The sequence below is a fragment of the Ruegeria halocynthiae genome (genome assembly GCF_900106805.1).
Lineage (GTDB): Bacteria > Pseudomonadota > Alphaproteobacteria > Rhodobacterales > Rhodobacteraceae > Ruegeria > Ruegeria halocynthiae.
Genome location: NZ_FNNP01000001.1, coordinates 1,267,677 through 1,286,828 on the forward strand (window position 1 = coordinate 1,267,677; position 19,152 = coordinate 1,286,828).

Consider the following 19,152-nt stretch of genomic DNA (forward strand, 5'->3'; position numbering starts at 1 on the left):
TATGCGCCCGCGCCTTTCTCACAACAGTTTCATTGCGACTTCCATTCTGGCCGCAGAAACAGTGCAGGCACATCGGGCCGCCCCGGCCGCCCCGGTCGGCGTATCCCCATGGAGGGACGGATCGGAAAAATAGGCTCTTGCGACATAGGTGCGGGCAGCGCTGCCAATGGGTTTGCCAAAGCCGAGATATCACCTCTATTCTCAACGGCTTCGATCAGAAGGTCAGCATGTTCGTCGTCGGCGACTTCATACCGCACGCGATTTCGAACAGGCGCGGCGCTCATGCGGCCGGACGCGCAATACGCCTGAAACCCTCCTTCGATGAACACCAGCTCATCCTGATCAAAAAACAACGATGTTACATCAAATGACTGCGCTGGCGTATCGGATTTCAGACGCCCTACGCCACTCAACAATCGGGCGGGAATGACCGAAATACCCTCGATACCGACGGCGAGTTTGCCCTGATCCAAAGCCACCCCCTGTTCCGGCATCAACCAGACGGGCCGTCCGTTATAGGCGGCGCGGGATGGAACAAGAACTGGCAGATGTTCGGATCGGCGCTCGTCTCCGGGTACAACAATCCGATCAACGCTGACGCGTCTCAACTCTTGAAATCCATGGTCCAACGTCCGTACCAGATCACCTGCGACCAATCTTTCCACCCGCTTCCAGCCACCGGTCGTGGAAACCTTGGTTCCGTGCAGCAATCCCCCACGGCGTGCTGATGCCGCCTTTCCTGCAAAGGCCTGCGGGCCTTTGACATCTCGTTTCGAATACCCCGAAACACTCACTAACTCTAACACGTGCCTTCCCCCCTGTTGGCACCTTCAAATAGCTCAGATAAATTGCTCAGAAGGTCCAAACTAATGTGCCCCATCGGGACTTAGTTTTGCCACATTTAGGACTAATTTGAGCCTGCTTTGCCTTAATATCTAGCCGATATGTAAACAAACTGGCGCTCAGAGATGGCTTTAGGTGCGGCGCGGAAACGATAAGAGTACAACAGACGGCAGACTGGCTGCGAATCTGCACTTGCGGTCACCGGGCCTCATATGACGTCGAAGATATCCGGCTTTCCCGCGACCCCAGCAACACCCCAGCAAAGGCGATCATTCCGATGCCAATCACCTGCATCTGACCGATCGACTGTCCAAATGCCACCCAGGCAAAAAGTGGACCAAAGATCATAACCGAATACTCGAAGACGGCGACGTAAGAGGGCTCTCCCAATTGATAGGCTTTGATCAGCATGAAGACGGCAACCGTCGAACCCACGGCCTGAACGACAATCCAGGGCAACACCTCGTGCATCGGCCATACCCAACCCCGCATGGCAAACCCATCCGCCCCGGCAGGCCCCCCAACAGGCACCAAGGCCAGCCAGATCAATCCCACCGCGCCCGCAAGCCCAAGTGTCACGACCAACGCTGCCAGCAGCGCAACCGTACTTTCATTCGCGCACTGTGTCCGTGTCACAATCGCGCCGAGCGCATAAAAGAATCCGCCTGCAACCGGCAGCAGCGTCTTGACTTCAAATGAGGTCGGATCCGGTTGCAAAACGCACAGAATTCCGGAGAACCCCAATACAACCGCCACAATCCTCCAAGGACCGATCCGCTGCTTCAACAACAATACCGAGATCAGCAGTACAAAGATCGGCGATGTAAACAATCCCGCCAATGCCTGCGCAATGGGCATCAACGCCAGTGCGCTGAAATAGAAAAGCATCGACATCGTGATCAATACGCTTCGCAACGCAACAATGCCGTATCGACGCGGCCTTAGCGTTCCCAGACCGAGCAGGGAAAGCAAAACGATCAGCGGCAGCATCAGCAAAGAGCGGCTCAGGTGAAATTGCCAGAGCCCGATGCCCTCGGCCAACCGGATCACAAAATTGTCGATCACACCAATAATGGCCATCGACGCAACCATCAGCATAGACGCCGCTACCAAATGGGTTGGTTGTGTTGATTGCATCCCCGCCTCTGCCTTCGGACTGTCAGTGTTGACCTGAACTCTGCCCGGCACAGTCAGCACAATTCACAATCTATGCGCAACAAGTTTGCGCCGCTGGTTTTTGCCATGCTAAGCTTGGTGCAAAATAATACTCGAGCAGCATTACCTGATGACCGCACTCAAACAGTACCAGCGGATCGAAGCCACCGGTCTGTGGCGCCCCTCACCCGATGAACAACGGCGTGAGGTTGTGGTGTCGATTGGAGAAGCCACTCTGACGATCTCGGATTTCAATGACAGTGCGCTTACCCATTGGTCGCTGGCCGCACTCGAGCGGCAGAACCCCGGCACCTATCCCGCGGTATTCAATCCCGATGGTGATCCAGGCGAAACGCTTGAGCTTGCGAAATCCGAATCCACGATGATTGAGGCTATTGACCGCCTCCAACGCGCCATCGACCGGGCCAGACCACATCCTGGGCGGCTGCGCTGGCTCAGCGTCGCCGGGGTCGTGCTGGCGGTTCTTGCCGTCCTGCTGTTCTGGCTGCCCGCTGCGTTGCAGCGTCACGTAATTGCCGTGGTGCCCGAGATCAAACGGCAGGAAATTGGCGATACAATCCTGCAGCGGATTGAACGGGTGTCTGGCAAGGCCTGTTCTTCGCCAGACGCACAAGAGTCACTGGACCAGCTGGCCAAGAGAACGGGCGTGCGGCAAATCATGATTCTGCCCGCAGGGCTACCTGACAGTCTGAGTCTGCCGGGCGGGACCGTTTTGTTGAATCGCGCTCTGGTCGAAGATCATGAAGACCCTGCAGTTGCCGCAGGTTATGTGATCGCCGCACGCGCACGGGCAGTGCAAAAAAAACCGTTGGATGATCTGCTTGACCGCACCGGGCCAACCGCCGCATTTCGGCTGCTGACTACGGGCGAATTGACGCCCGAGATCGTAGACGCCTACACCGAAGAAGTTCTGTCCCAGCCTCGTCCAGAAATTGCTGACAACGATCTGTTGGCCATTTTTGCTCAGGCGGCCCTGCCCTCGACCCCCTACGCATATGCGCGTGACATCACGGGTGAGACTGTACTGGGTCTGATTGAGGCTGATCCAATGGCAGGGCGCACTCTTGAACAGGTATTGCCGGACCGCGATTGGGTCCGGCTGCAGAACATCTGCGGACAATAGCGCCTATTTGGTTCCGAACATCCGGTCCCCGGCATCACCGAGCCCGGGCATGATGTAGCCCTTGGAATTCAGCTCACGATCCAGCGCCGCTGTGACGATTTTAACATCGGGATGCGCTTCTTTCATCCGAGCCACACCTTCGGGGGCGGCCAGCAGGCAGAGAAAGCGGATATCGGTGGCGCCCTGCTCTTTCAGCAAATCGATTGCCGCGGCCGAGCTGTTGCCGGTGGCCAGCATCGGGTCAACGGCGATGACCAGTCGATCCTTCAACCCTTCGGGCGCTTTAAAGTAATACTGGACGGGTTTCAGTGTTTCTTCGTCACGGTAGAGCCCGACAAAGCCAACTCGGGCCGAAGGGATCAGTTCCAGAACCCCATCCAGCATCCCGTTCCCCGCCCGCAGGATCGACACCAGCGCCAGTTTCTTGCCTGCCAGAATCGGCGCATCCATCTCTTCCATCGGGGTTTCGATGTGGCGGGTGGTCAGTTTTAGCTCACGCGTGACCTCATAGGCCAGCAACAGCGTGATTTCGCGCAGCAACTGCCGAAATACTGCGGTCGAGGTACCCTTGTCCCGCATGAGCGTCAGTTTGTGTTGCACCAGGGGGTGGTCGACGACGGTCAGGTGATCGCTCATGATGTCTCCAGTCTTTTCTTAACCCGCGCGCGGGTCTCTTCATCGCAAAAGGCCGCGTTCAGGGCCGTTTCATTCAAGGCTGCAAAGTCTTCAGCCTGCCAGCCAAATGCTGAACTCAGCATCTCATATTCCCGCCGCATCGTGGTATGGAAAAACGGCGGATCGTCGGTAGAAACGGTGACCTTAACGCCGGCATCGCGCAACTTCGCTATCGGATGAGCCGCGAAATCAGGAAACAGGCCCAGAACCACGTTCGAGCCCGGACAGACCTCAAGCGTGATGCCCCGGTCGACCAACTCGTGCACAAGGTCCAGATCTTCGATGGCACGGACACCATGGCCCAAACGTTCGACCCCAAGATCACGGATAGCATCCCGTACACTTTCGGGGCCGCCGAACTCGCCGGCATGTGTGGTCAACTGCAACCCGGCCTCGCGCGCGCATTCAAAGGCCCATTTAAAGTCGCCCTGCTTTCCCATGGATTCGTTGCCACCCATGCCGAACCCGGTAATCCAGTCACCGGCGGTTTCAGCCGCGCAATAGGCACTGCGCTTGGCTTGCTCTGGGCCAAAATGGCGCACACATGTGACGACACCGCGTAAAGTGATTCCAAATTTGCGCTCGGCCTCGTCAGCGGCATCCTGAATGGCGGTCAGATAGTCTTTCCATGCGTGCAGATCGCCTCCACCGCAGAAATCGGGACTCAGGAAAGTTTCAGAATACACCACTCCGTTCGCGGCACTCTCCTCCAGAATGGCCAATGTCAGGCGACGGAAATCTTCTGGGGTCTTCAACACCTCGCAAGCGGTCTCGTACACGCTGAGAAAGTGGGCGAAGTCGCGGAAATCGTAAGAACCGTCAGGCTTGAATATCCCGCTCAGATCCACGCGCTTCTCATGAGCCAACTGACGTATGAAAGCAGGTGGAGCTGCGCCTTCGTGGTGCAAATGCAGTTCAATCTTGGGGAGGTCGGCGACGCTCATAGAAAAGTCCTTCCCGGCCCCTGCGCCGGTATATTCAAATAGTGGGCGATGCTGGCGGCGATATCGGCAAATTCTACGCGACCAATCTCACCTGAACCTTGTCCTGCGATCAGTACAGGGGCTTGTTCACGCGTGTGATCGGTACCGCTCCAGCTTGGGTCGTTGCCATGGTCTGCGGTGAACAGCATCAGATCATCGGGGCGCATTTTTTGAAGGATAGCGCCGATCTCGTGATCAAACCATTCCAAGGCTCGGGCATAGCCGCTGATATCGCGGCGGTGACCATACAGGCTGTCAAATTCGACGAAATTTGCAAAGGTCAAACTGCCGTCCTCCGACTCGTCAACTAGATCGGACAGGTGGAGCACCAACTCCGCATCAGAGCCTTTTCTTAGCGTATCGATTCCCTGCATCGAGAATATGTCGCCAATCTTTCCAACCGCGTGCACTGGACGCCCGGCATCCTGTGCCCAATTGGTCAGTACCGGTGCTGGTGGCAGAATAGCGAAATCCTTGCGGTTGGTGGTGCGAGTAAACCCGAGTTCCGGCGTACCCACAAACGGCCGGGCAATGACCCGACCCACCTTCATCTTGTGCAGGCGTGGCGCTAGGGCGCGACACATCTCCAGCAGCCGATCGAGCCCAAAGCTCTCTTCATGCGCGGCAATCTGGAACACGCTGTCGGCAGAGGTATAGCAGATCGGCCAGCCGCTCCGCATATGCTCCTCTCCCAGATCAGCGATGATCGTTGTGCCAGAAGCGTGGCAGTTGCCCAATATTCGGTCAGTCCCGGCCGCTTCGGCGGCAACTGAACTAAGCTCTGCAGAAAAAGCAGGCGTCGTATCCGGAAAGTAATGCCAATCCCATGGCACCGGCAATCCAGCCAGCTCCCAGTGGCCGGACGGCGTATCCTTGCCTAGCGAATGCTCGCGCGCGCAGCCCCAGCGGCCCGTTGGCGCGGCCTCCAGCCCCGGCGTTGTTGCGCCCGAGGCCAGACGCGTCGCAGCGCCCAACCCCAATGCGTCCAGATTGGGCAAATGCAACGGACCCGAGCGTCCCTCTTCTGCGCGTCCGTTGGCACAGGCCTGCGCAATATGGGCCACGGTGTTCGCACCGGTATCGGGTTTGGTTCCGTTGTAGAACTGATCGGCATCCGGTGCACCGCCGATACCAACCGAATCCATAACAACAAGAAAAGCGCGGGTCATACGCTGATCCTTTCATGGATTTGGGGCGGCACTTCAACCGGTTTGTCGCTAAGGGTTATGGCGCCCAGAACTGCAGCAGCGGCCTGTTGCGCTGCATCTTCTCGCCCTGCGTGGACAACCGCCAACGGAGAACCATTCGAAACCTTATCACCAAGTCTCAGGATGTCCGAAATACCAACAGCCGGATCAATTTCGTCACTTTCAACCTGACGTCCGCCGCCAAGAGCAACAACCGCCAGGCCCAGAGCCTCTCCATCGATGGCGGCAACGTATCCAGTCTGAGGTGCTTGTACCTCTTGGATCACGTTGGCCTCAGGCAGGAACCGCGCCCATGTGTCGACAAAGTGTACCGGCCCACCCACAGCGGCCATCATGCGGCCGAACCGATCGGCAGCGCGGCCATCGCGGATCACTTCGGCTATTTTCACCTTGCCCTCATCAGTCGTTGCGTACATTCCGGCATCCGCCATCAGAACGCCACCCAATTCGGCCGAGATTTCCGCCAATGCCGAATCCTGACCACTGGTCAGTGCTTTCATCACCTCGGCCACTTCCAGAGCATTGCCCAGCGCCGAGGCCAGTGGCTGGCTCATATCCGTTATCACAGCGGATGTCCGGCACCCTGCAGTGTTCGCAGTCTCGGTCAGCGCCTGCGCTAGCCTGCGCGCATCGTCGAGCGATTTCATGAACGCGCCGCTACCGGTTTTGACGTCCAGAACCAGCGCATCCGGACTTGCCGCCAGCTTCTTGGACAGGATCGACGCGGTAATCAGATCGAGGCTTTCGACCGTCGCCGTCACATCGCGAATCGCATACAGTCGTTTGTCCGCCGGCGCGATCTGACCTGTCGCACCGACAATGGCGGCTCCGGTTTCCTTCAGCACCTGCGCCAACCGAGCCTGCCCGATCTGGGTCGTCACACCCGGTATCGCCTCAAGCTTGTCGAGCGTACCTCCGGTATGGCCCAGACCACGCCCCGAGATCATCGGCACAAAAGCTCCGCATTCCGCCAACGCAGGCGCCAGCAGCAGACTGACGCAATCACCGACCCCACCGGTCGAATGCTTGTCGATTACCGGCCCATCCAGATCCCAGGTCAAAACCTCTCCGCTGTCGCGCATGGCGACGGTCAGATCAGCCCGCCCCTGCGCGTTCAGACCACCCATGCAGACGGCCATGGCAAAGGCACCTGCCTGCGCGTCACTGACGCCGCCATCGGCCAGACCTTGCGCGAACCAGTTCAGTTCTTCGCTCTTGGGAACCTCCTGACGGCGAAGCTTGGCAATGATCGAGCGTGCATCCATTGGGTCAGACATCCTCCATATGCGATGCATCAAATGCACCGGGCAGAAGATCGGCAATCGTGGTTCTGGTTTCCAGACCATCCACTGTCGCCATAGTGACAACCACTTCGCCCTTGCCGAACTCGGCCAGTTTCTGTCGGCACCCGCCACACGGGGGCACCGGTTGCGGGCTGCTGGCGACCACGTAGACTTCGGTCAATTCCTTTTCTCCGGCAGCGACCATCGCCGCGATCGCTCCGGCTTCGGCGCAGGTGCCTTCGGGATAAGCAACGTTTTCGACATTGCATCCGCTATAGACCACGCCCGCCACCGACCGGATCGCCGCCCCAACCTTGAAATTAGAATACGGCGCGTGGGCATTTTCCCGTACGGCCAAAGCTGCATCTTTCAAAGACATGGCGATTCCCAATTTTTGATCATCTGGTCAGAATACAATACACTAATGGAAAGCGCCTGAGGATTTGAAGCCCCACAACGTCTTTAACTGGACTCTTATTGATCCCAATCGATCATCGTGTTGAAGGTTCCGGGCAGTGTAACTTCGAGCAGTTCCATATCCGGTGAAGGATCGGACAGTCGTGTTTGCATTCCGGGCGGAATGACGAAGGCGTCTCCCTGCTCCAGCCGATATGGCTCGCGCCCTTGGCCTTCAAGGGTCAGCTCACCGTTCATGACAAAGGTAAAGTGGATATCGGTGTCATGGCTGGCCCATCTGGGATCGCCTTCACCGCGGCGCACAACCTGAACACCAGCCACTCCTTTGGTATTCGCTGCAATGGTCGTGTCACGACAAATGTAACCGGGCAATCGGAACGGGACCCATTCTGCATCTTTGGCCTGATTGTAAACGAACCTCTGTCCTTGCCATTCACGATCCGGACGAAAATGCGAGGTTGGCAGCTTCATCTGATGATCGATCTCGGTCACATGCTCGGCGGGGACCCCAATCTCGATCACTTGCACATTGTCCGATGCTTCAAGCACACGGTGGCGAATTTCGGGCGGTTGAATAAAGCAGTCGCCTGCGGTCAGGCGTAATTTGTCGCCCTGATCCTCGTACACTACATCGACCCAGCCGTGGATGCAGAAAATCAGCTGAAACCCGACCTTGTGAAAATGCACCATGTCCGGCACCGGCCCACCGTCAGGAATGCGGATATGGCTGGCGATGATCGACCCGCCCAACCGGTCCGGTACGAGGTCACGATAGTGCATTCCGGCCCGCCCAATGATCCACGGCGCCTGGTCCTTGAGCCTGCGCACCACGAAGGAATGAACCGTATCCGGCATGACCAGCGGCGGGTTCAAATCTTCAATCTCGATCCGGGTCCCGTTCGGGGCAGTCAGGCTGCGCTGGCCATTCGCAAAATCGTCGGGATTTGACGTCAGAATACACAGCGTTCCGGCCGCTTCGGGCGCATCCTTCTCGATCCGCAATCGCAGGCCGTGACCCGAAAACACGGCAACCCGGGGATCATCAGCCGGATAGATCATGTCCATCCTCATACCCAGCACTCTGGTGTAGAATGGAATATCGTCGCGCAATTCCTGCGTCGGCAGTCGGATTTCGGCACGCGTCTGGGTTTGGATTGGATCGCTGGTCATTCTGTATCTCGTCCGATTTCGGTCTTGCCCATCCGATCAGAACAAAGGCCAAAACGCCAATCGAAAATACATCTTGTGTTGAAGAAGTGCGCAACGTTCAATCAACCCGACAGGGGCATAGTTGGGTCGCAATCTGACGCAACATAGCCAAGCCACAAAAAATAGTTTAACCATCAAACGAATTCTGGAACGGAGTTGAATTGCCGATGTCTGATACACCGAACCTGCGACAGGCTGCGCTTGACTATCACGCCCATCCAAAACCCGGAAAACTTGAGATCAAGGCAACCAAACCGATGGCGAATGGCCGAGATCTGGCGCGGGCGTATTCTCCGGGCGTGGCCGAAGCCAGCCTTGAGATCAAAAGCGATGCGGCCAATGCCGAGAAATATACCGCGCGCGGTAACCTCGTGGCCGTGGTCTCAAACGGAACGGCGGTTCTGGGGCTCGGCAATATCGGCGCACTGGCCTCCAAGCCCGTGATGGAAGGCAAGGCAGTTCTGTTCAAAAAGTTCGCGGGCATCGACTGCTTCGATATCGAACTGGATCAGCCTGATCCCGAGAAGCTGGCCGATATCGTCTGCGCGCTGGAGCCGACATTTGGCGCGATCAACCTTGAAGATATTAAGGCACCGGATTGTTTTATTGTCGAAAAACTGTGTCGGGAACGGATGAACATTCCGGTCTTTCACGACGACCAACACGGGACCGCGATCGTCGTTGGCGCTGCTACGAAAAATGCCCTGCATGTAGCCGGCAAGAAATTCGAGGATATCAAAGTTGTGTCCACCGGTGGTGGCGCGGCAGGGATCGCCTGCCTCGGCATGTTGGTGAAGCTTGGCGTCAAACGCGAAAATATCTGGCTGTGTGACATCCACGGGCTAGTCTATGAAGGCCGCGCAGAAGATATGAATCCACACAAAGACCAGTTTGCGCAGAAAACCGATCTGCGCACTCTGGATGATGTGATCCCGGATGCAGATCTGTTTCTGGGGCTTAGCGGGCCAAACGTTCTGAAGCCCAATATGGTCGAGAAGATGGCCAATACTCCGATTATCTTCGCATTGGCCAACCCTACTCCGGAAATCCTGCCCCAGGCGGCGCGCGAGGTTGCACCTGATGCGATCATTGCAACCGGCCGCAGCGATTTTCCGAACCAGGTCAACAACGTCTTGTGCTTCCCGTTTATCTTCCGGGGCGCGCTGGATGTCGGTGCGACCGAAATCAATGACGAAATGCAGATTGCCTGTGTCGACGGCATCGCCGACATGGCCCGCGCGACAACCAGCGCCGAGGCCGCTGCCGCCTATAAGGGCGAGCAACTGACCTTTGGGCCAGATTATCTGATCCCCAAACCGTTTGATCCGCGCCTTGTGGGTGTCGTTTCGTCATCTGTTGCGCAGGCAGCCATGAAAAGCGGGGTTGCAAAACGGCCCATTGATGATCTGGAAGCCTATAAAGAACGCCTGAACCAGACCGTGTTCAAATCTGCGCTTTTGATGCGGCCAGTATTTGAAGCCGCTGCGGTCGCCTCCCGCAGGATCGTTTTTTCCGAGGGCGAAGATGAGCGCGTATTGCGTGCAACGCAGGCTATTTTAGAGGAAACCACCGAAACTCCGATCCTGATCGGACGACCAGATGTGATCGGCGCCCGTTGCGAGCGATTGGGGCTTACTGTCCGGCCGGGGCAGGATTTCCAGATCGTGAACCCTCAGGACGATCCACGCTACTATGACTACTGGACCTCGTATCACCAGATCATGCAGCGTCGGGGTGTCACCCCTGATTTGGCCAAAGCCATCATGCGCACAAACAACACCGCCATTGCAGCTATCATGGTGCATCGCGGTGAAGCCGACAGCATGATCTGCGGCACATTCGGTGAATATCGCTGGCATCTCAACTATGTTGAACAGGTGCTGGGCCTTGGAGGTTTGCACCCACACGGCGCACTGTCGCTGATGATCCTGGAGGATGGGCCTCTATTCATTGCAGATACACATGTCAGGCAGCTGCCTACGCCAGAAGAACTGGCCGAAACGACCATCGGTGCGGCCCGTCATGTGCGGCGTTTCGGATTGGAAGCCAAGATCGCATTCTGCTCGCAATCTCAGTTCGGCAATCAGGCCGAGGGATCTGGCAAGCGACTGCGAGCGGCGCTTGAGATACTCGATTCCGAGCCACGCGACTTTGGTTATGAAGGTGAGATGAACCTTGATTTGGCTCTTGATCCCGAGCTGCGCGCGCGCATTTTCCCAAACTCGCGCCTGGAAGGTACCGCGAATGTCCTGATCTTCGCCCACGCCGATGCGGCAAGCGGCGTGCGCAACATTCTCAAGATGAAGGCCGACGGTCTTGAGGTGGGTCCAATTTTGATGGGCATGGGCAACAGGGCGCATATTGTGACACCCTCGATTACTGCACGGGGCTTGCTGAATATGGCGGCAATTGCGGGGACGCCCGTGGCACATTACGGATAGTCGACGGTTGAACATGCCCGTCTGATCCGAGGTCAACGCCGATTCTACCCATGGGGTTCATTTGCAGGTGAGGGTTTGCAGATTTGCAAAACCGTACTCGCCCCACCCAATGCCTCCTTGTGTTCAATAGATTTGCAAAATTTGCAGAGCAACCTGAAAGGTTCTGCAAAGATTTTGCGATAAACTGACGCGCCGCCATCCGCATTGCTTGCCCGATACCTCGACGATGCCTAACACATTGCACAAGGGAATTGGGAGGAAGCCAACATGGCATATCAGGACGTCTACGAGAGCTGGAAGAATGACCCCGAAGTATTCTGGATGGATGCCGCAAAAGGGATCGACTGGGTTCAAGAACCCAGCAAAGCTTTGTTTGACGGCAATGCACCTCTCTATGAATGGTTCAGCGACGCCAAAGTAAACACGTGCTGGAACGCGGTTGACCGGCATGTAGAAAACGGCCGGGGTGAACAGACCGCGATCATTTATGATAGCCCGATAACGCATACCAAACGCGAAATCTCTTACGTTGAGTTGCGCAACCGCGTCGCCAATCTGGCTGGCGCACTCCGTGCAAAAGGAATCGAGAAAGGGGATCGGGTGATCATCTATATGCCGATGATCCCCGAAGCCCTGGAGGCTATGCTGGCCTGCGCCCGGTTAGGGGCTGTACATTCGGTGGTGTTCGGTGGCTTTGCCAGCAACGAACTGGCAGTGCGGATCGACGATGCCAAACCCAAGGCGATCATCGCCGCTTCATGTGGGATGGAGCCAGGTCGTGTCGTGCATTACAAACCGCTGCTGGATGGCGCCATCGATTTTGCCAACCATAAGCCCGAGTTTTGCGTGATCTTCCAGCGTGAACAGGAAGTTGCGCAATTGGTCGAGGGGCGCGATGTCAATTGGCATGGTTTCCAGTACGGAACCGAGCCCGCGGATTGTGTGCCGGTCAGCGGCGATGATCCTGCCTATATCCTCTACACCTCGGGAACGACCGGCGCCCCCAAAGGCGTGGTGCGTCCAACAGCAGGTCATTTGGTTGCGCTGAACTGGACGATGAAAAGCATCTACAATGTTGACCCAGGCGACGTATTCTGGGCCGCATCGGATGTCGGCTGGGTCGTGGGGCATTCCTATATCTGCTACGCCCCGCTGATCCACGGCAACACGACTATTGTTTTCGAGGGCAAACCTGTTGGCACACCGGACGCCGGAACCTTCTGGCGCGTTATCTCCGAGCACAAAGTCAAAAGCTTCTTCACCGCCCCGACCGCAATTCGTGCCGTCAAACGCGAAGATCCAAATGCAGAATTGATGTCGAAATACGATCTGACTTGCCTCAGTGCGATTTACCTTGCAGGTGAGCGGGCCGACCCTGACACGATCATCTGGGCGCAGGATGCGCTGAACGTTCCGGTGATCGACCATTGGTGGCAGACTGAAACCGGATGGGCAATTGCTGGCAATCCGCTTGGGATCGAGGAACTGCCGGTCAAACTTGGCTCACCCGCAAAGCCCATGCCAGGATATGATGTTCAGATTCTGGACGAAGGTGGCCACCCGATGAAACCTGGTGAGTTGGGCGCCATCGCGGTTAAACTGCCTCTGCCGCCGGGTACTTTGCCAACCCTTTGGAATGCCGAAGCGCGATTCAAGAAATCCTATCTTGAGCATTTTCCAGGCTATTACGAGACCGGCGACGCAGGCATGATCGACGAAGACGGGTATCTCTACATCATGGCCCGCACAGATGATGTGATCAATGTCGCTGGCCACCGTCTGTCGACCGGCGGGATGGAAGAGGTGCTGGCTGCCCACCCCGATGTGGCAGAGTGTGCAGTGATTGGCGTGTCGGATCAGCTTAAAGGTCAGATGCCTGTTGGGTTCCTATGCCTCAATGTCGGGGCCGACAGAAACCATGACGATGTTGTGTCGGATGTCGTGAGAATGGTCCGTGAAAAAATCGGCCCCGTAGCGGCGTTCAAGAAAGCTGTTGTCGTAGACCGCCTGCCCAAGACACGCTCCGGCAAAATCCTGCGCGGCACAATGGTATCGATCGCTGATGGCAAAGAATACAAGATGCCGGCCACGATCGATGATCCCGCCATTCTGGATGAAATCACATCGGCACTGCGCGGTATCGGATACGCTCAGTAACCTTAATGAGCGCTGACGCCCCTGTGCGAGGCTTTGCCTCGCGCACCGGGCCACCATCAGCCAGATTAGGGGCGGATCTATTTAAGATCGCCTCTTGCCATCGATCCTCGCCCGCAGCAGGCTATCGCGAGGAGGACGACAATGACAAACGGCAACATCTGGCGTCTGAGTGCCACCGAGCTGGCCGCTTTGACCCGCGCAGGTGATCTGAGCGCCGAAGAGGCAGTTCAAGCCTCGCTGGACCGGATGCATCACGTCAACCCAGCCTTAAATGCGGTGGTCGAAGATCTGAGCACCGAAGCGCTGGATCATGCCAGAGCGCTGGACAGGACACGCGCAAACGGCGCGCCCGTCGGACCTCTGCATGGTGTGCCGATCACAATCAAGGTGAATGTCGATCAGAAAGGCCATGCCACAACAAACGGCGTGATTGCCTTGCGGGATGCGATAGCACCGGATGACGCTCCGGTGGTTGTCAATCTGCAAAAGGCGGGTGCCGTGGTCATCGGGCGCACGAACACACCGGAATTCTCGTTCCGCGCCGATACAGATAACCCGCTTTATGGGCGTACGCATAACCCCTGGGGGCGCCATATTTCACCTGGTGGATCGTCTGGTGGCGCTGCGGCTGCGGTGATGGCTGGTATTGGCGCGCTGGGTCATGGCAACGATATCGGTGGCAGCCTGCGGTATCCTGCGGCAGCCACTGGTGCTGTTACCGTGAAACCGGGTCTTGGCCGTGTACCCGCCTGGAACCCGAGCCAAAAGGCCGAACGTGGAATTCTGGCGCAGTCGATGTCAGTACAGGGGTTGATCACACGCAACGCGGCCGATCTGCATTTATCGATGCCCAGCCTGATCGCCCCGGACGCCAGAGATCCGTTCCATGTGCCGATGCCGTGGCGAGGGGAGGCGCCGGGCGAGCCGATCAAGGTGGCCTTCACCAAACAGACGTTCAGTTATGCCCTGCACCCCGAGGTAGACAAAGCGCTTGATACCGCACGGGACGCGCTGATTGATGCTGGATATCTGGTCGAAGAAATTAATCCGCCGAATGCGTTCGAATGCGGACGAGTGGGCTATCGCACGCTGATGGGCGAGGTGCTGACCCTGATGAAAAGCGATATCGAGGCTGCCGGGTCGCAAACCATCCGTAACATTTTCGACGTGTACTTTCAGGAGTTCCCCCCGATCGTCGGCCACGACCTGATACAGGCACTGGCACAACGCAGCCATTATGCGCGCGAATGGGCGCTGTTCATGCAGGACTATCCACTGGTCCTGTCGCCGTTCCTGCCGCAGCCATTCTTCAAGCCTGATCGCGACACTGAAGGTCCCGAAGGCATTCATGAGGTTTTGGGGTGTGCAGTGTACTCCTATGCGATGAATTTCCTCGGGTTGCCCGCCGCGAGCGTTCCTGCGCGGCTGGCCGAATTGCCGAACGGGCCGCAACCGATCAACATCCAGATTGCTGCCAGGCGTTGGCGCGAGGATATGGCCGTGGATGCTGCAGTGGCCATTGAGGAACGCGTTGGAAAGATGGCACCGGAATTGTGGGATCGCATGGGCGCGCTGGTCTGAGCCACCAGCCGGTCAGCGCTTGCACATAAAATTGACCCCGGGTTTTTGTACCCGGGGTCCGCATACTAAAATATGCCCAGATTTTGATGACGAGCGTAGCACCACCCACCCTCGCCAGCGCGTAAACTGCGCAACCATTCGAAAACACCTTTAGATGGCCACTCACTTCCACCTTGGCGTGTTCTCCGGGCAAGTTGACGTTAACAAATCCTTAAGCCAGCGCGTGTGAACTGGTTCACATAAGCGTCAGGAAAATGGTAAATGCGCTCAAACTTATGTGAACTGCTCAGAGATTAGCCGTTCTTCCAAACCGTGTCCGGGATCAAACAATATGCGGTGTTGAATCGTGTTTTTGGACCGAATTTCAACCCAGTCGATATCTGGAAACGAGATGGAGTCAGCGGCAACGATGACTGGGCGTTTGTCGGCTTCGATCACATCAAACCTGACTTTTGCCGCTTTGGGCAGTAAGGCTCCGCGCCATCTGCGTGGGCGAAACGCCGCGATAGGCGTCAGCGCCAGGACGTCAGCACCGATTGGAACAATCGGCCCATGCGCGGAATAGTTGTAGGCAGTCGACCCCGCGGGCGTGGCCAGCAACGCACCATCGCACACAAGTTCGGACATACGCACCCGCCCATCCACACTGATCCTGAGCCGTGCGGCCTGAGGCCCCGCGCGTAACAGCGAAACTTCGTTGATTGCCAGTGCTTCGTGTTGTTGACCAGACTGATCCATCGCAGTCATCATCAGTGGGTTGATGACTTCTTCCTCAGCATCTGAAAGCCGGGCCATCAGATCGGTCTCGGCATATTCGTTCATCAGAAAGCCGATTGTTCCGCGGTTCATACCATAAACCGGCGTATCAAGGTGCTGAACTCCTTGCAGCGTATTCAGCATGAAGCCATCGCCGCCCAACGCTACCACAACATCCGCATCCCGCGGCGCTGCATGTCCATAGCGTGCCACAAGTGTTTCGCGGGCAGTTTGCGCCACTTTGGCATCGCTGGCCAGAAAGGCGATTCTCTTGGTCATGATATTGCGGTTTCCAGTGCTGCACATTTGGTTCCGAAACAAACATACCTTTCCGCATTACGCCAGACTTGACGCCACAGCGGGCCAATTCGTCGCTTTACAGCCTTTCTGAATTTCATCGTTTCCGATAGGAAATCCGCCAGATAAACACCAGCCCTGTGGAGCCACTATGAACGCCAACCTTCGTGATACCGGTTTCTTCACCCAGTCCCTATCGGATCGTGACCCCGAGCTGTTCGGCTCGATCACATCTGAGCTGGGCCGCCAGCGCGACGAGATCGAGCTTATCGCGTCCGAAAACATCGTCTCTGCCGCCGTGATGGAGGCGCAGGGTTCGGTGATGACCAACAAATACGCCGAGGGCTATCCGGGTCGCCGCTATTATGGCGGCTGCCAGTTCGTCGATATCGCCGAGACCCTGGCCATCGACCGTGCCAAAGACCTGTTTGGGTGTGACTTTGCCAATGTGCAGCCAAATTCGGGAAGCCAGGCAAATCAGGGCGTTTTCCAGGCCTTGATCAAACCGGGCGACACCATTCTGGGCATGAGCCTGGATGCGGGTGGGCATCTGACCCATGGCGCCGCGCCGAACCAGTCGGGCAAATGGTTCAACGCCGTGCACTATGGTGTGCGCAAACAGGACAACCTGATCGACTACGATCAGATCGAGGCATTGGCAAAAGAACATCAGCCCAAGCTGATCATCGCAGGTGGTTCGGCCATCCCGCGCACCATCGACTTTGCACGCATGCGTGAAATCGCCGATATGGTTGGCGCCTATCTGCATGTGGACATGGCGCATATCGCCGGTCTGGTCGCAGCCGGTGCGCATCCCTCGCCTTTCCCACACGCGCATGTGGCGACGACCACCACGCACAAGACCCTGCGCGGCCCGCGTGGCGGCATGATCCTGACCAATGATGAAGCGATCGCCAAGAAAGTGAATTCGGCGATCTTCCCCGGCATTCAGGGCGGTCCGCTGATGCATGTGATCGCAGCCAAGGCCGTGGCGTTCGGTGAGGCTCTGCGCCCCGAGTTCAAGGACTATATCGCGCAGGTCGTGACCAACGCGCAGGCCCTGTCGGATCAACTGATCAAAGGCGGCCTGGACACCGTGACCCATGGCACCGACACCCATGTGGTTCTGGTCGATCTGCGTCCAAAAGGTGTGACTGGCAATATCGTCGACAAGGCTCTGGGCCGGGCGCATATCACGTGTAACAAGAACGGCGTGCCGTTCGACCCCGAGAAACCCACAATCACCAGCGGCATCCGCCTAGGCTCTCCTGCAGGCACAACCCGCGGCTTTGGCGAGACCGAGTTCCGCCAAATCGCCGATTGGATCATCGAGGTTGTCGACGGTCTAGCCGCCAATGGTGAAGATGGTAACGGTGCTGTTGAGGCCAAGGTCAAAGCCGAAGTCGCTGATCTGTGCGCGAAGTTCCCGATCTATCCGGATCTGTAATTCAGATTCGAAGCAACACCAGAAAACGGCGCCCATCCGGCGCCGTTTTTTATTGATTTTCAGGTATGTTGGCGCGATATTCTCACGTTCTAAATCAAGCCTCTCCAGCGCAGGATAATGACCGCCACAGCGGACAGCACCAACAGACCCAATGCGATCGACCCGAGAAAACTTAGAAACCAACCCCAGCGTCGATCAGCAAGGTTGATGGCGTTAAGATGGCTCTGCACGTCATCCGAGGCCTGCTCAAGTTTCGGTGTGTCCAGCACAAATCGCAACCTGGGATGATCCGCCATCTGCTCGGCCTGGGCCAACACCATCGCCTGTTTGTAGATCTTTCGCGGCAAGCGTCTTCTCGCGCGACGCACCGAGGCTGTCAGGCTCTTGTCGCGCACGCCCAGCTTTTTGCGCAGCAACAGAATGGCCTGTGCGATCCGGGTTTGAATATCGATTTCCTGCGACATTGGCGTCTCCTGACGGGGCAATGTAGCCGCCTGCCCGGGCGGCGACAATGGGGCTGGTTGTTCCCTGCGGTGGCGAGTATCACATTGTCATGCTGAACACGATCACCCATGGCGACCCGACTGACCATCCTCCTTTGCTGATAGCGCACGGTTTATACGGCTCGGCTCGTAACTGGGGTGTGATCGCACGGCGCTTGTCAGATGAACGGCAGGTGATCGCAGTCGACATGCGCAATCACGCCTACAGCTTTTGGGACAATCAGCACGGCTACCGCCAACTGGCCCAGGATCTGGCCGATTTGATCGACAGCATAGGCGGAGTCGCGGATGTGGTCGGGCATTCGATGGGCGGAAAAGCGTCCATGGTTCTGGCGCTGCAGCACGGCGAACTGATCCGCAAACTAGTAGTGGCTGACATCGCGCCCGTGACCTACGGTCATAGTCAGATCAAGTATATCGACGCAATGCGCATCGTCGATATGTCACGCGTTGATCGCCGTTCGGATGCCGAAGCCCAACTGGCGGAACAGGGTGTTGAAAAAGCACTTCAAAGCTTTTTCACGCAATCCCTTGATGTCGAGAACAAAAGATGGCGACTGAACCTGGATGTTCTGGCCAGCGAGATGCCCAAAATCATGGGCTTTCCTGACGTAGGAGGTAGTTGGAATGGCCCTACGTTATTTCTGTCTGGCGCGGCCTCTGACTATGTTCTGCCCGAACACCGCGACCGAATTCGTGCGCTGTTCCCAGCAGCACGCTTTGCCAAGATTCCCGGCGCTGGCCATTGGCTGCACGCCGAGAAACCCCGCGAGTTCGAGGCTGCCGTCCGAACTTTCCTGAATGCCTAATCAAGCGCCCTGATAAAGACGTTTTGCCACCAGCCACGAGACCGGAGCCGCAACAACCGCCCCACCGGCCGCAGCGTAGATGATGGCCATGGATGTGACCATCCCTGCGGCCAGGACCGCGATTACGGCCGTGCCGGCAATGGCCGTGGCGATCAGAGAATAAAGCATGGCTGCAAGGCGTATCATGGCCAGTTGTCCTGTTTGTTGGCTTTCATCTCTTACATTACAGCAATGGAATATGTGT

General features: G+C 57.2%; 17 protein-coding genes. 6 read left to right on the forward strand and 11 right to left on the reverse strand.

The features are described 5' to 3' along the window. Positions 1–29: 29 nt before the first annotated feature. Both BLU89_RS06430 and BLU89_RS06435 read right to left on the reverse strand, forming a co-directional pair. Positions 30–806 (reverse strand): Hint domain-containing protein, encoded by a 777-nt coding sequence (locus BLU89_RS06430; RefSeq protein ID WP_245709667.1) that lies wholly within the window; start codon positions 804–806, stop codon positions 30–32. A 235-nt stretch (positions 807–1,041) separates the two neighbouring features. Beyond that, on the reverse strand, positions 1,042–1,980 hold the full coding sequence (locus BLU89_RS06435; protein WP_074735386.1) for a DMT family transporter: 939 nt from the start codon (positions 1,978–1,980) through the stop codon (positions 1,042–1,044). Positions 1,981–2,128: 148 nt separating this feature from the next. Here BLU89_RS06435 and BLU89_RS06440 point away from each other — a divergent pair, with 148 nt between their 5' ends. Continuing rightward, a complete protein-coding gene (locus BLU89_RS06440) occupies positions 2,129–3,142 on the forward strand; it encodes a hypothetical protein (RefSeq protein ID WP_074735388.1) in 1,014 nt (337 codons plus the stop codon). Positions 3,143–3,145: 3 nt separating this feature from the next. Here the strand turns inward: BLU89_RS06440 and upp are convergent, their stop codons facing one another. The 6 genes from upp to BLU89_RS06470 form a co-directional block, all read right to left on the reverse strand. Beyond that, positions 3,146–3,778: a uracil phosphoribosyltransferase gene (gene upp / locus BLU89_RS06445; protein WP_074735390.1), complete on the reverse strand. Its 633-nt coding sequence runs from the start codon at positions 3,776–3,778 to the stop codon at positions 3,146–3,148. Then, complete coding sequence (locus tag BLU89_RS06450) at positions 3,775–4,761, reverse strand: adenosine deaminase (protein ID WP_074735391.1); 987 nt, start codon at positions 4,759–4,761, stop codon at positions 3,775–3,777. The genes upp and BLU89_RS06450 overlap by 4 nt, the downstream gene beginning before the upstream one ends. Further along, positions 4,758–5,969: a phosphopentomutase gene (locus BLU89_RS06455; protein WP_074735393.1), complete on the reverse strand. Its 1,212-nt coding sequence runs from the start codon at positions 5,967–5,969 to the stop codon at positions 4,758–4,760. Before BLU89_RS06455 ends, BLU89_RS06450 begins: the two co-directional genes overlap by 4 nt. Further along, on the reverse strand, positions 5,966–7,273 hold the full coding sequence (locus tag BLU89_RS06460; protein WP_074735394.1) for a thymidine phosphorylase: 1,308 nt from the start codon (positions 7,271–7,273) through the stop codon (positions 5,966–5,968). Before BLU89_RS06460 ends, BLU89_RS06455 begins: the two co-directional genes overlap by 4 nt. A gap of 4 nt (positions 7,274–7,277) precedes the next feature. Next, positions 7,278–7,670: a cytidine deaminase gene (locus tag BLU89_RS06465; protein ID WP_074735396.1), complete on the reverse strand. Its 393-nt coding sequence runs from the start codon at positions 7,668–7,670 to the stop codon at positions 7,278–7,280. 95 nt (positions 7,671–7,765) lie between these two features. Then, positions 7,766–8,878, reverse strand: a complete 1,113-nt coding sequence (locus tag BLU89_RS06470; protein ID WP_074735397.1) for a cupin domain-containing protein — start codon at positions 8,876–8,878, stop codon at positions 7,766–7,768. A 206-nt stretch (positions 8,879–9,084) separates the two neighbouring features. Here BLU89_RS06470 and BLU89_RS06475 point away from each other — a divergent pair, with 206 nt between their 5' ends. The 3 genes from BLU89_RS06475 (at position 9,085) to BLU89_RS06485 (ending at position 15,096) form a co-directional block, all read left to right on the forward strand. After that, complete coding sequence (locus BLU89_RS06475; RefSeq protein WP_074735399.1) at positions 9,085–11,358, forward strand: NADP-dependent malic enzyme; 2,274 nt, start codon at positions 9,085–9,087, stop codon at positions 11,356–11,358. Positions 11,359–11,625: 267 nt separating this feature from the next. Continuing rightward, positions 11,626–13,515, forward strand: a complete 1,890-nt coding sequence (prpE, locus tag BLU89_RS06480) for a propionate-CoA ligase PrpE (RefSeq protein WP_074735401.1) — start codon at positions 11,626–11,628, stop codon at positions 13,513–13,515. Between the two features lie 141 nt (positions 13,516–13,656). Continuing rightward, complete coding sequence (locus BLU89_RS06485; protein WP_074735402.1) at positions 13,657–15,096, forward strand: amidase family protein; 1,440 nt, start codon at positions 13,657–13,659, stop codon at positions 15,094–15,096. A 273-nt stretch (positions 15,097–15,369) separates the two neighbouring features. Here the strand turns inward: BLU89_RS06485 and BLU89_RS06490 are convergent, their stop codons facing one another. Then, on the reverse strand, positions 15,370–16,131 hold the full coding sequence (locus BLU89_RS06490; RefSeq protein ID WP_074736445.1) for an NAD kinase: 762 nt from the start codon (positions 16,129–16,131) through the stop codon (positions 15,370–15,372). A gap of 169 nt (positions 16,132–16,300) precedes the next feature. Here BLU89_RS06490 and glyA point away from each other — a divergent pair, with 169 nt between their 5' ends. Beyond that, the gene (glyA, locus tag BLU89_RS06495) at positions 16,301–17,596 is read left to right on the forward strand and encodes a serine hydroxymethyltransferase (protein ID WP_074735404.1); all 1,296 of its coding nucleotides are present in this window, start codon (positions 16,301–16,303) and stop codon (positions 17,594–17,596) included. 89 nt (positions 17,597–17,685) lie between these two features. Here the strand turns inward: glyA and BLU89_RS06500 are convergent, their stop codons facing one another. After that, positions 17,686–18,060 carry a hypothetical protein gene (locus BLU89_RS06500; RefSeq protein ID WP_074735405.1) on the reverse strand — a complete coding sequence of 125 codons (375 nt, stop codon included), beginning with the start codon at positions 18,058–18,060 and terminating at the stop codon, positions 17,686–17,688. A 47-nt stretch (positions 18,061–18,107) separates the two neighbouring features. Between BLU89_RS06500 and BLU89_RS06505 the strand changes: the two genes are divergently transcribed. Next, on the forward strand, positions 18,108–18,908 hold the full coding sequence (locus tag BLU89_RS06505; protein WP_074735407.1) for an alpha/beta fold hydrolase: 801 nt from the start codon (positions 18,108–18,110) through the stop codon (positions 18,906–18,908). On the opposite strand, the gene BLU89_RS06510 is transcribed toward BLU89_RS06505, so the two are convergent. Continuing rightward, positions 18,909–19,094, reverse strand: a complete 186-nt coding sequence (locus BLU89_RS06510) for a hypothetical protein (RefSeq protein WP_074735408.1) — start codon at positions 19,092–19,094, stop codon at positions 18,909–18,911. It lies immediately after the preceding gene. Positions 19,095–19,152: the final 58 nt, after the last annotated feature.

What these genes read in the sequence shown, in the direction of transcription:
- BLU89_RS06435 (WP_074735386.1), bottom strand. Translation starts at nt 1,980, where the DNA reads ATGCAATCAACACAACCAACCCATTTGGTAGCGGCGTCTATGCTGATG.
- BLU89_RS06440 (WP_074735388.1), top strand. Translation starts at nt 2,129, where the DNA reads ATGACCGCACTCAAACAGTACCAGCGGATCGAAGCCACCGGTCTGTGG.
- upp (WP_074735390.1), bottom strand. Translation starts at nt 3,778, where the DNA reads ATGAGCGATCACCTGACCGTCGTCGACCACCCCCTGGTGCAACACAAA.
- BLU89_RS06450 (WP_074735391.1), bottom strand. Translation starts at nt 4,761, where the DNA reads ATGAGCGTCGCCGACCTCCCCAAGATTGAACTGCATTTGCACCACGAA.
- BLU89_RS06455 (WP_074735393.1), bottom strand. Translation starts at nt 5,969, where the DNA reads ATGACCCGCGCTTTTCTTGTTGTTATGGATTCGGTTGGTATCGGCGGT.
- BLU89_RS06460 (WP_074735394.1), bottom strand. Translation starts at nt 7,273, where the DNA reads ATGGATGCACGCTCGATCATTGCCAAGCTTCGCCGTCAGGAGGTTCCC.
- BLU89_RS06465 (WP_074735396.1), bottom strand. Translation starts at nt 7,670, where the DNA reads ATGTCTTTGAAAGATGCAGCTTTGGCCGTACGGGAAAATGCCCACGCG.
- BLU89_RS06470 (WP_074735397.1), bottom strand. Translation starts at nt 8,878, where the DNA reads ATGACCAGCGATCCAATCCAAACCCAGACGCGTGCCGAAATCCGACTG.
- BLU89_RS06475 (WP_074735399.1), top strand. Translation starts at nt 9,085, where the DNA reads ATGTCTGATACACCGAACCTGCGACAGGCTGCGCTTGACTATCACGCC.
- prpE (WP_074735401.1), top strand. Translation starts at nt 11,626, where the DNA reads ATGGCATATCAGGACGTCTACGAGAGCTGGAAGAATGACCCCGAAGTA.
- BLU89_RS06485 (WP_074735402.1), top strand. Translation starts at nt 13,657, where the DNA reads ATGACAAACGGCAACATCTGGCGTCTGAGTGCCACCGAGCTGGCCGCT.
- BLU89_RS06490 (WP_074736445.1), bottom strand. Translation starts at nt 16,131, where the DNA reads ATGACCAAGAGAATCGCCTTTCTGGCCAGCGATGCCAAAGTGGCGCAA.
- glyA (WP_074735404.1), top strand. Translation starts at nt 16,301, where the DNA reads ATGAACGCCAACCTTCGTGATACCGGTTTCTTCACCCAGTCCCTATCG.
- BLU89_RS06500 (WP_074735405.1), bottom strand. Translation starts at nt 18,060, where the DNA reads ATGTCGCAGGAAATCGATATTCAAACCCGGATCGCACAGGCCATTCTG.
- BLU89_RS06505 (WP_074735407.1), top strand. Translation starts at nt 18,108, where the DNA reads ATGGGGCTGGTTGTTCCCTGCGGTGGCGAGTATCACATTGTCATGCTG.
- BLU89_RS06510 (WP_074735408.1), bottom strand. Translation starts at nt 19,094, where the DNA reads ATGATACGCCTTGCAGCCATGCTTTATTCTCTGATCGCCACGGCCATT.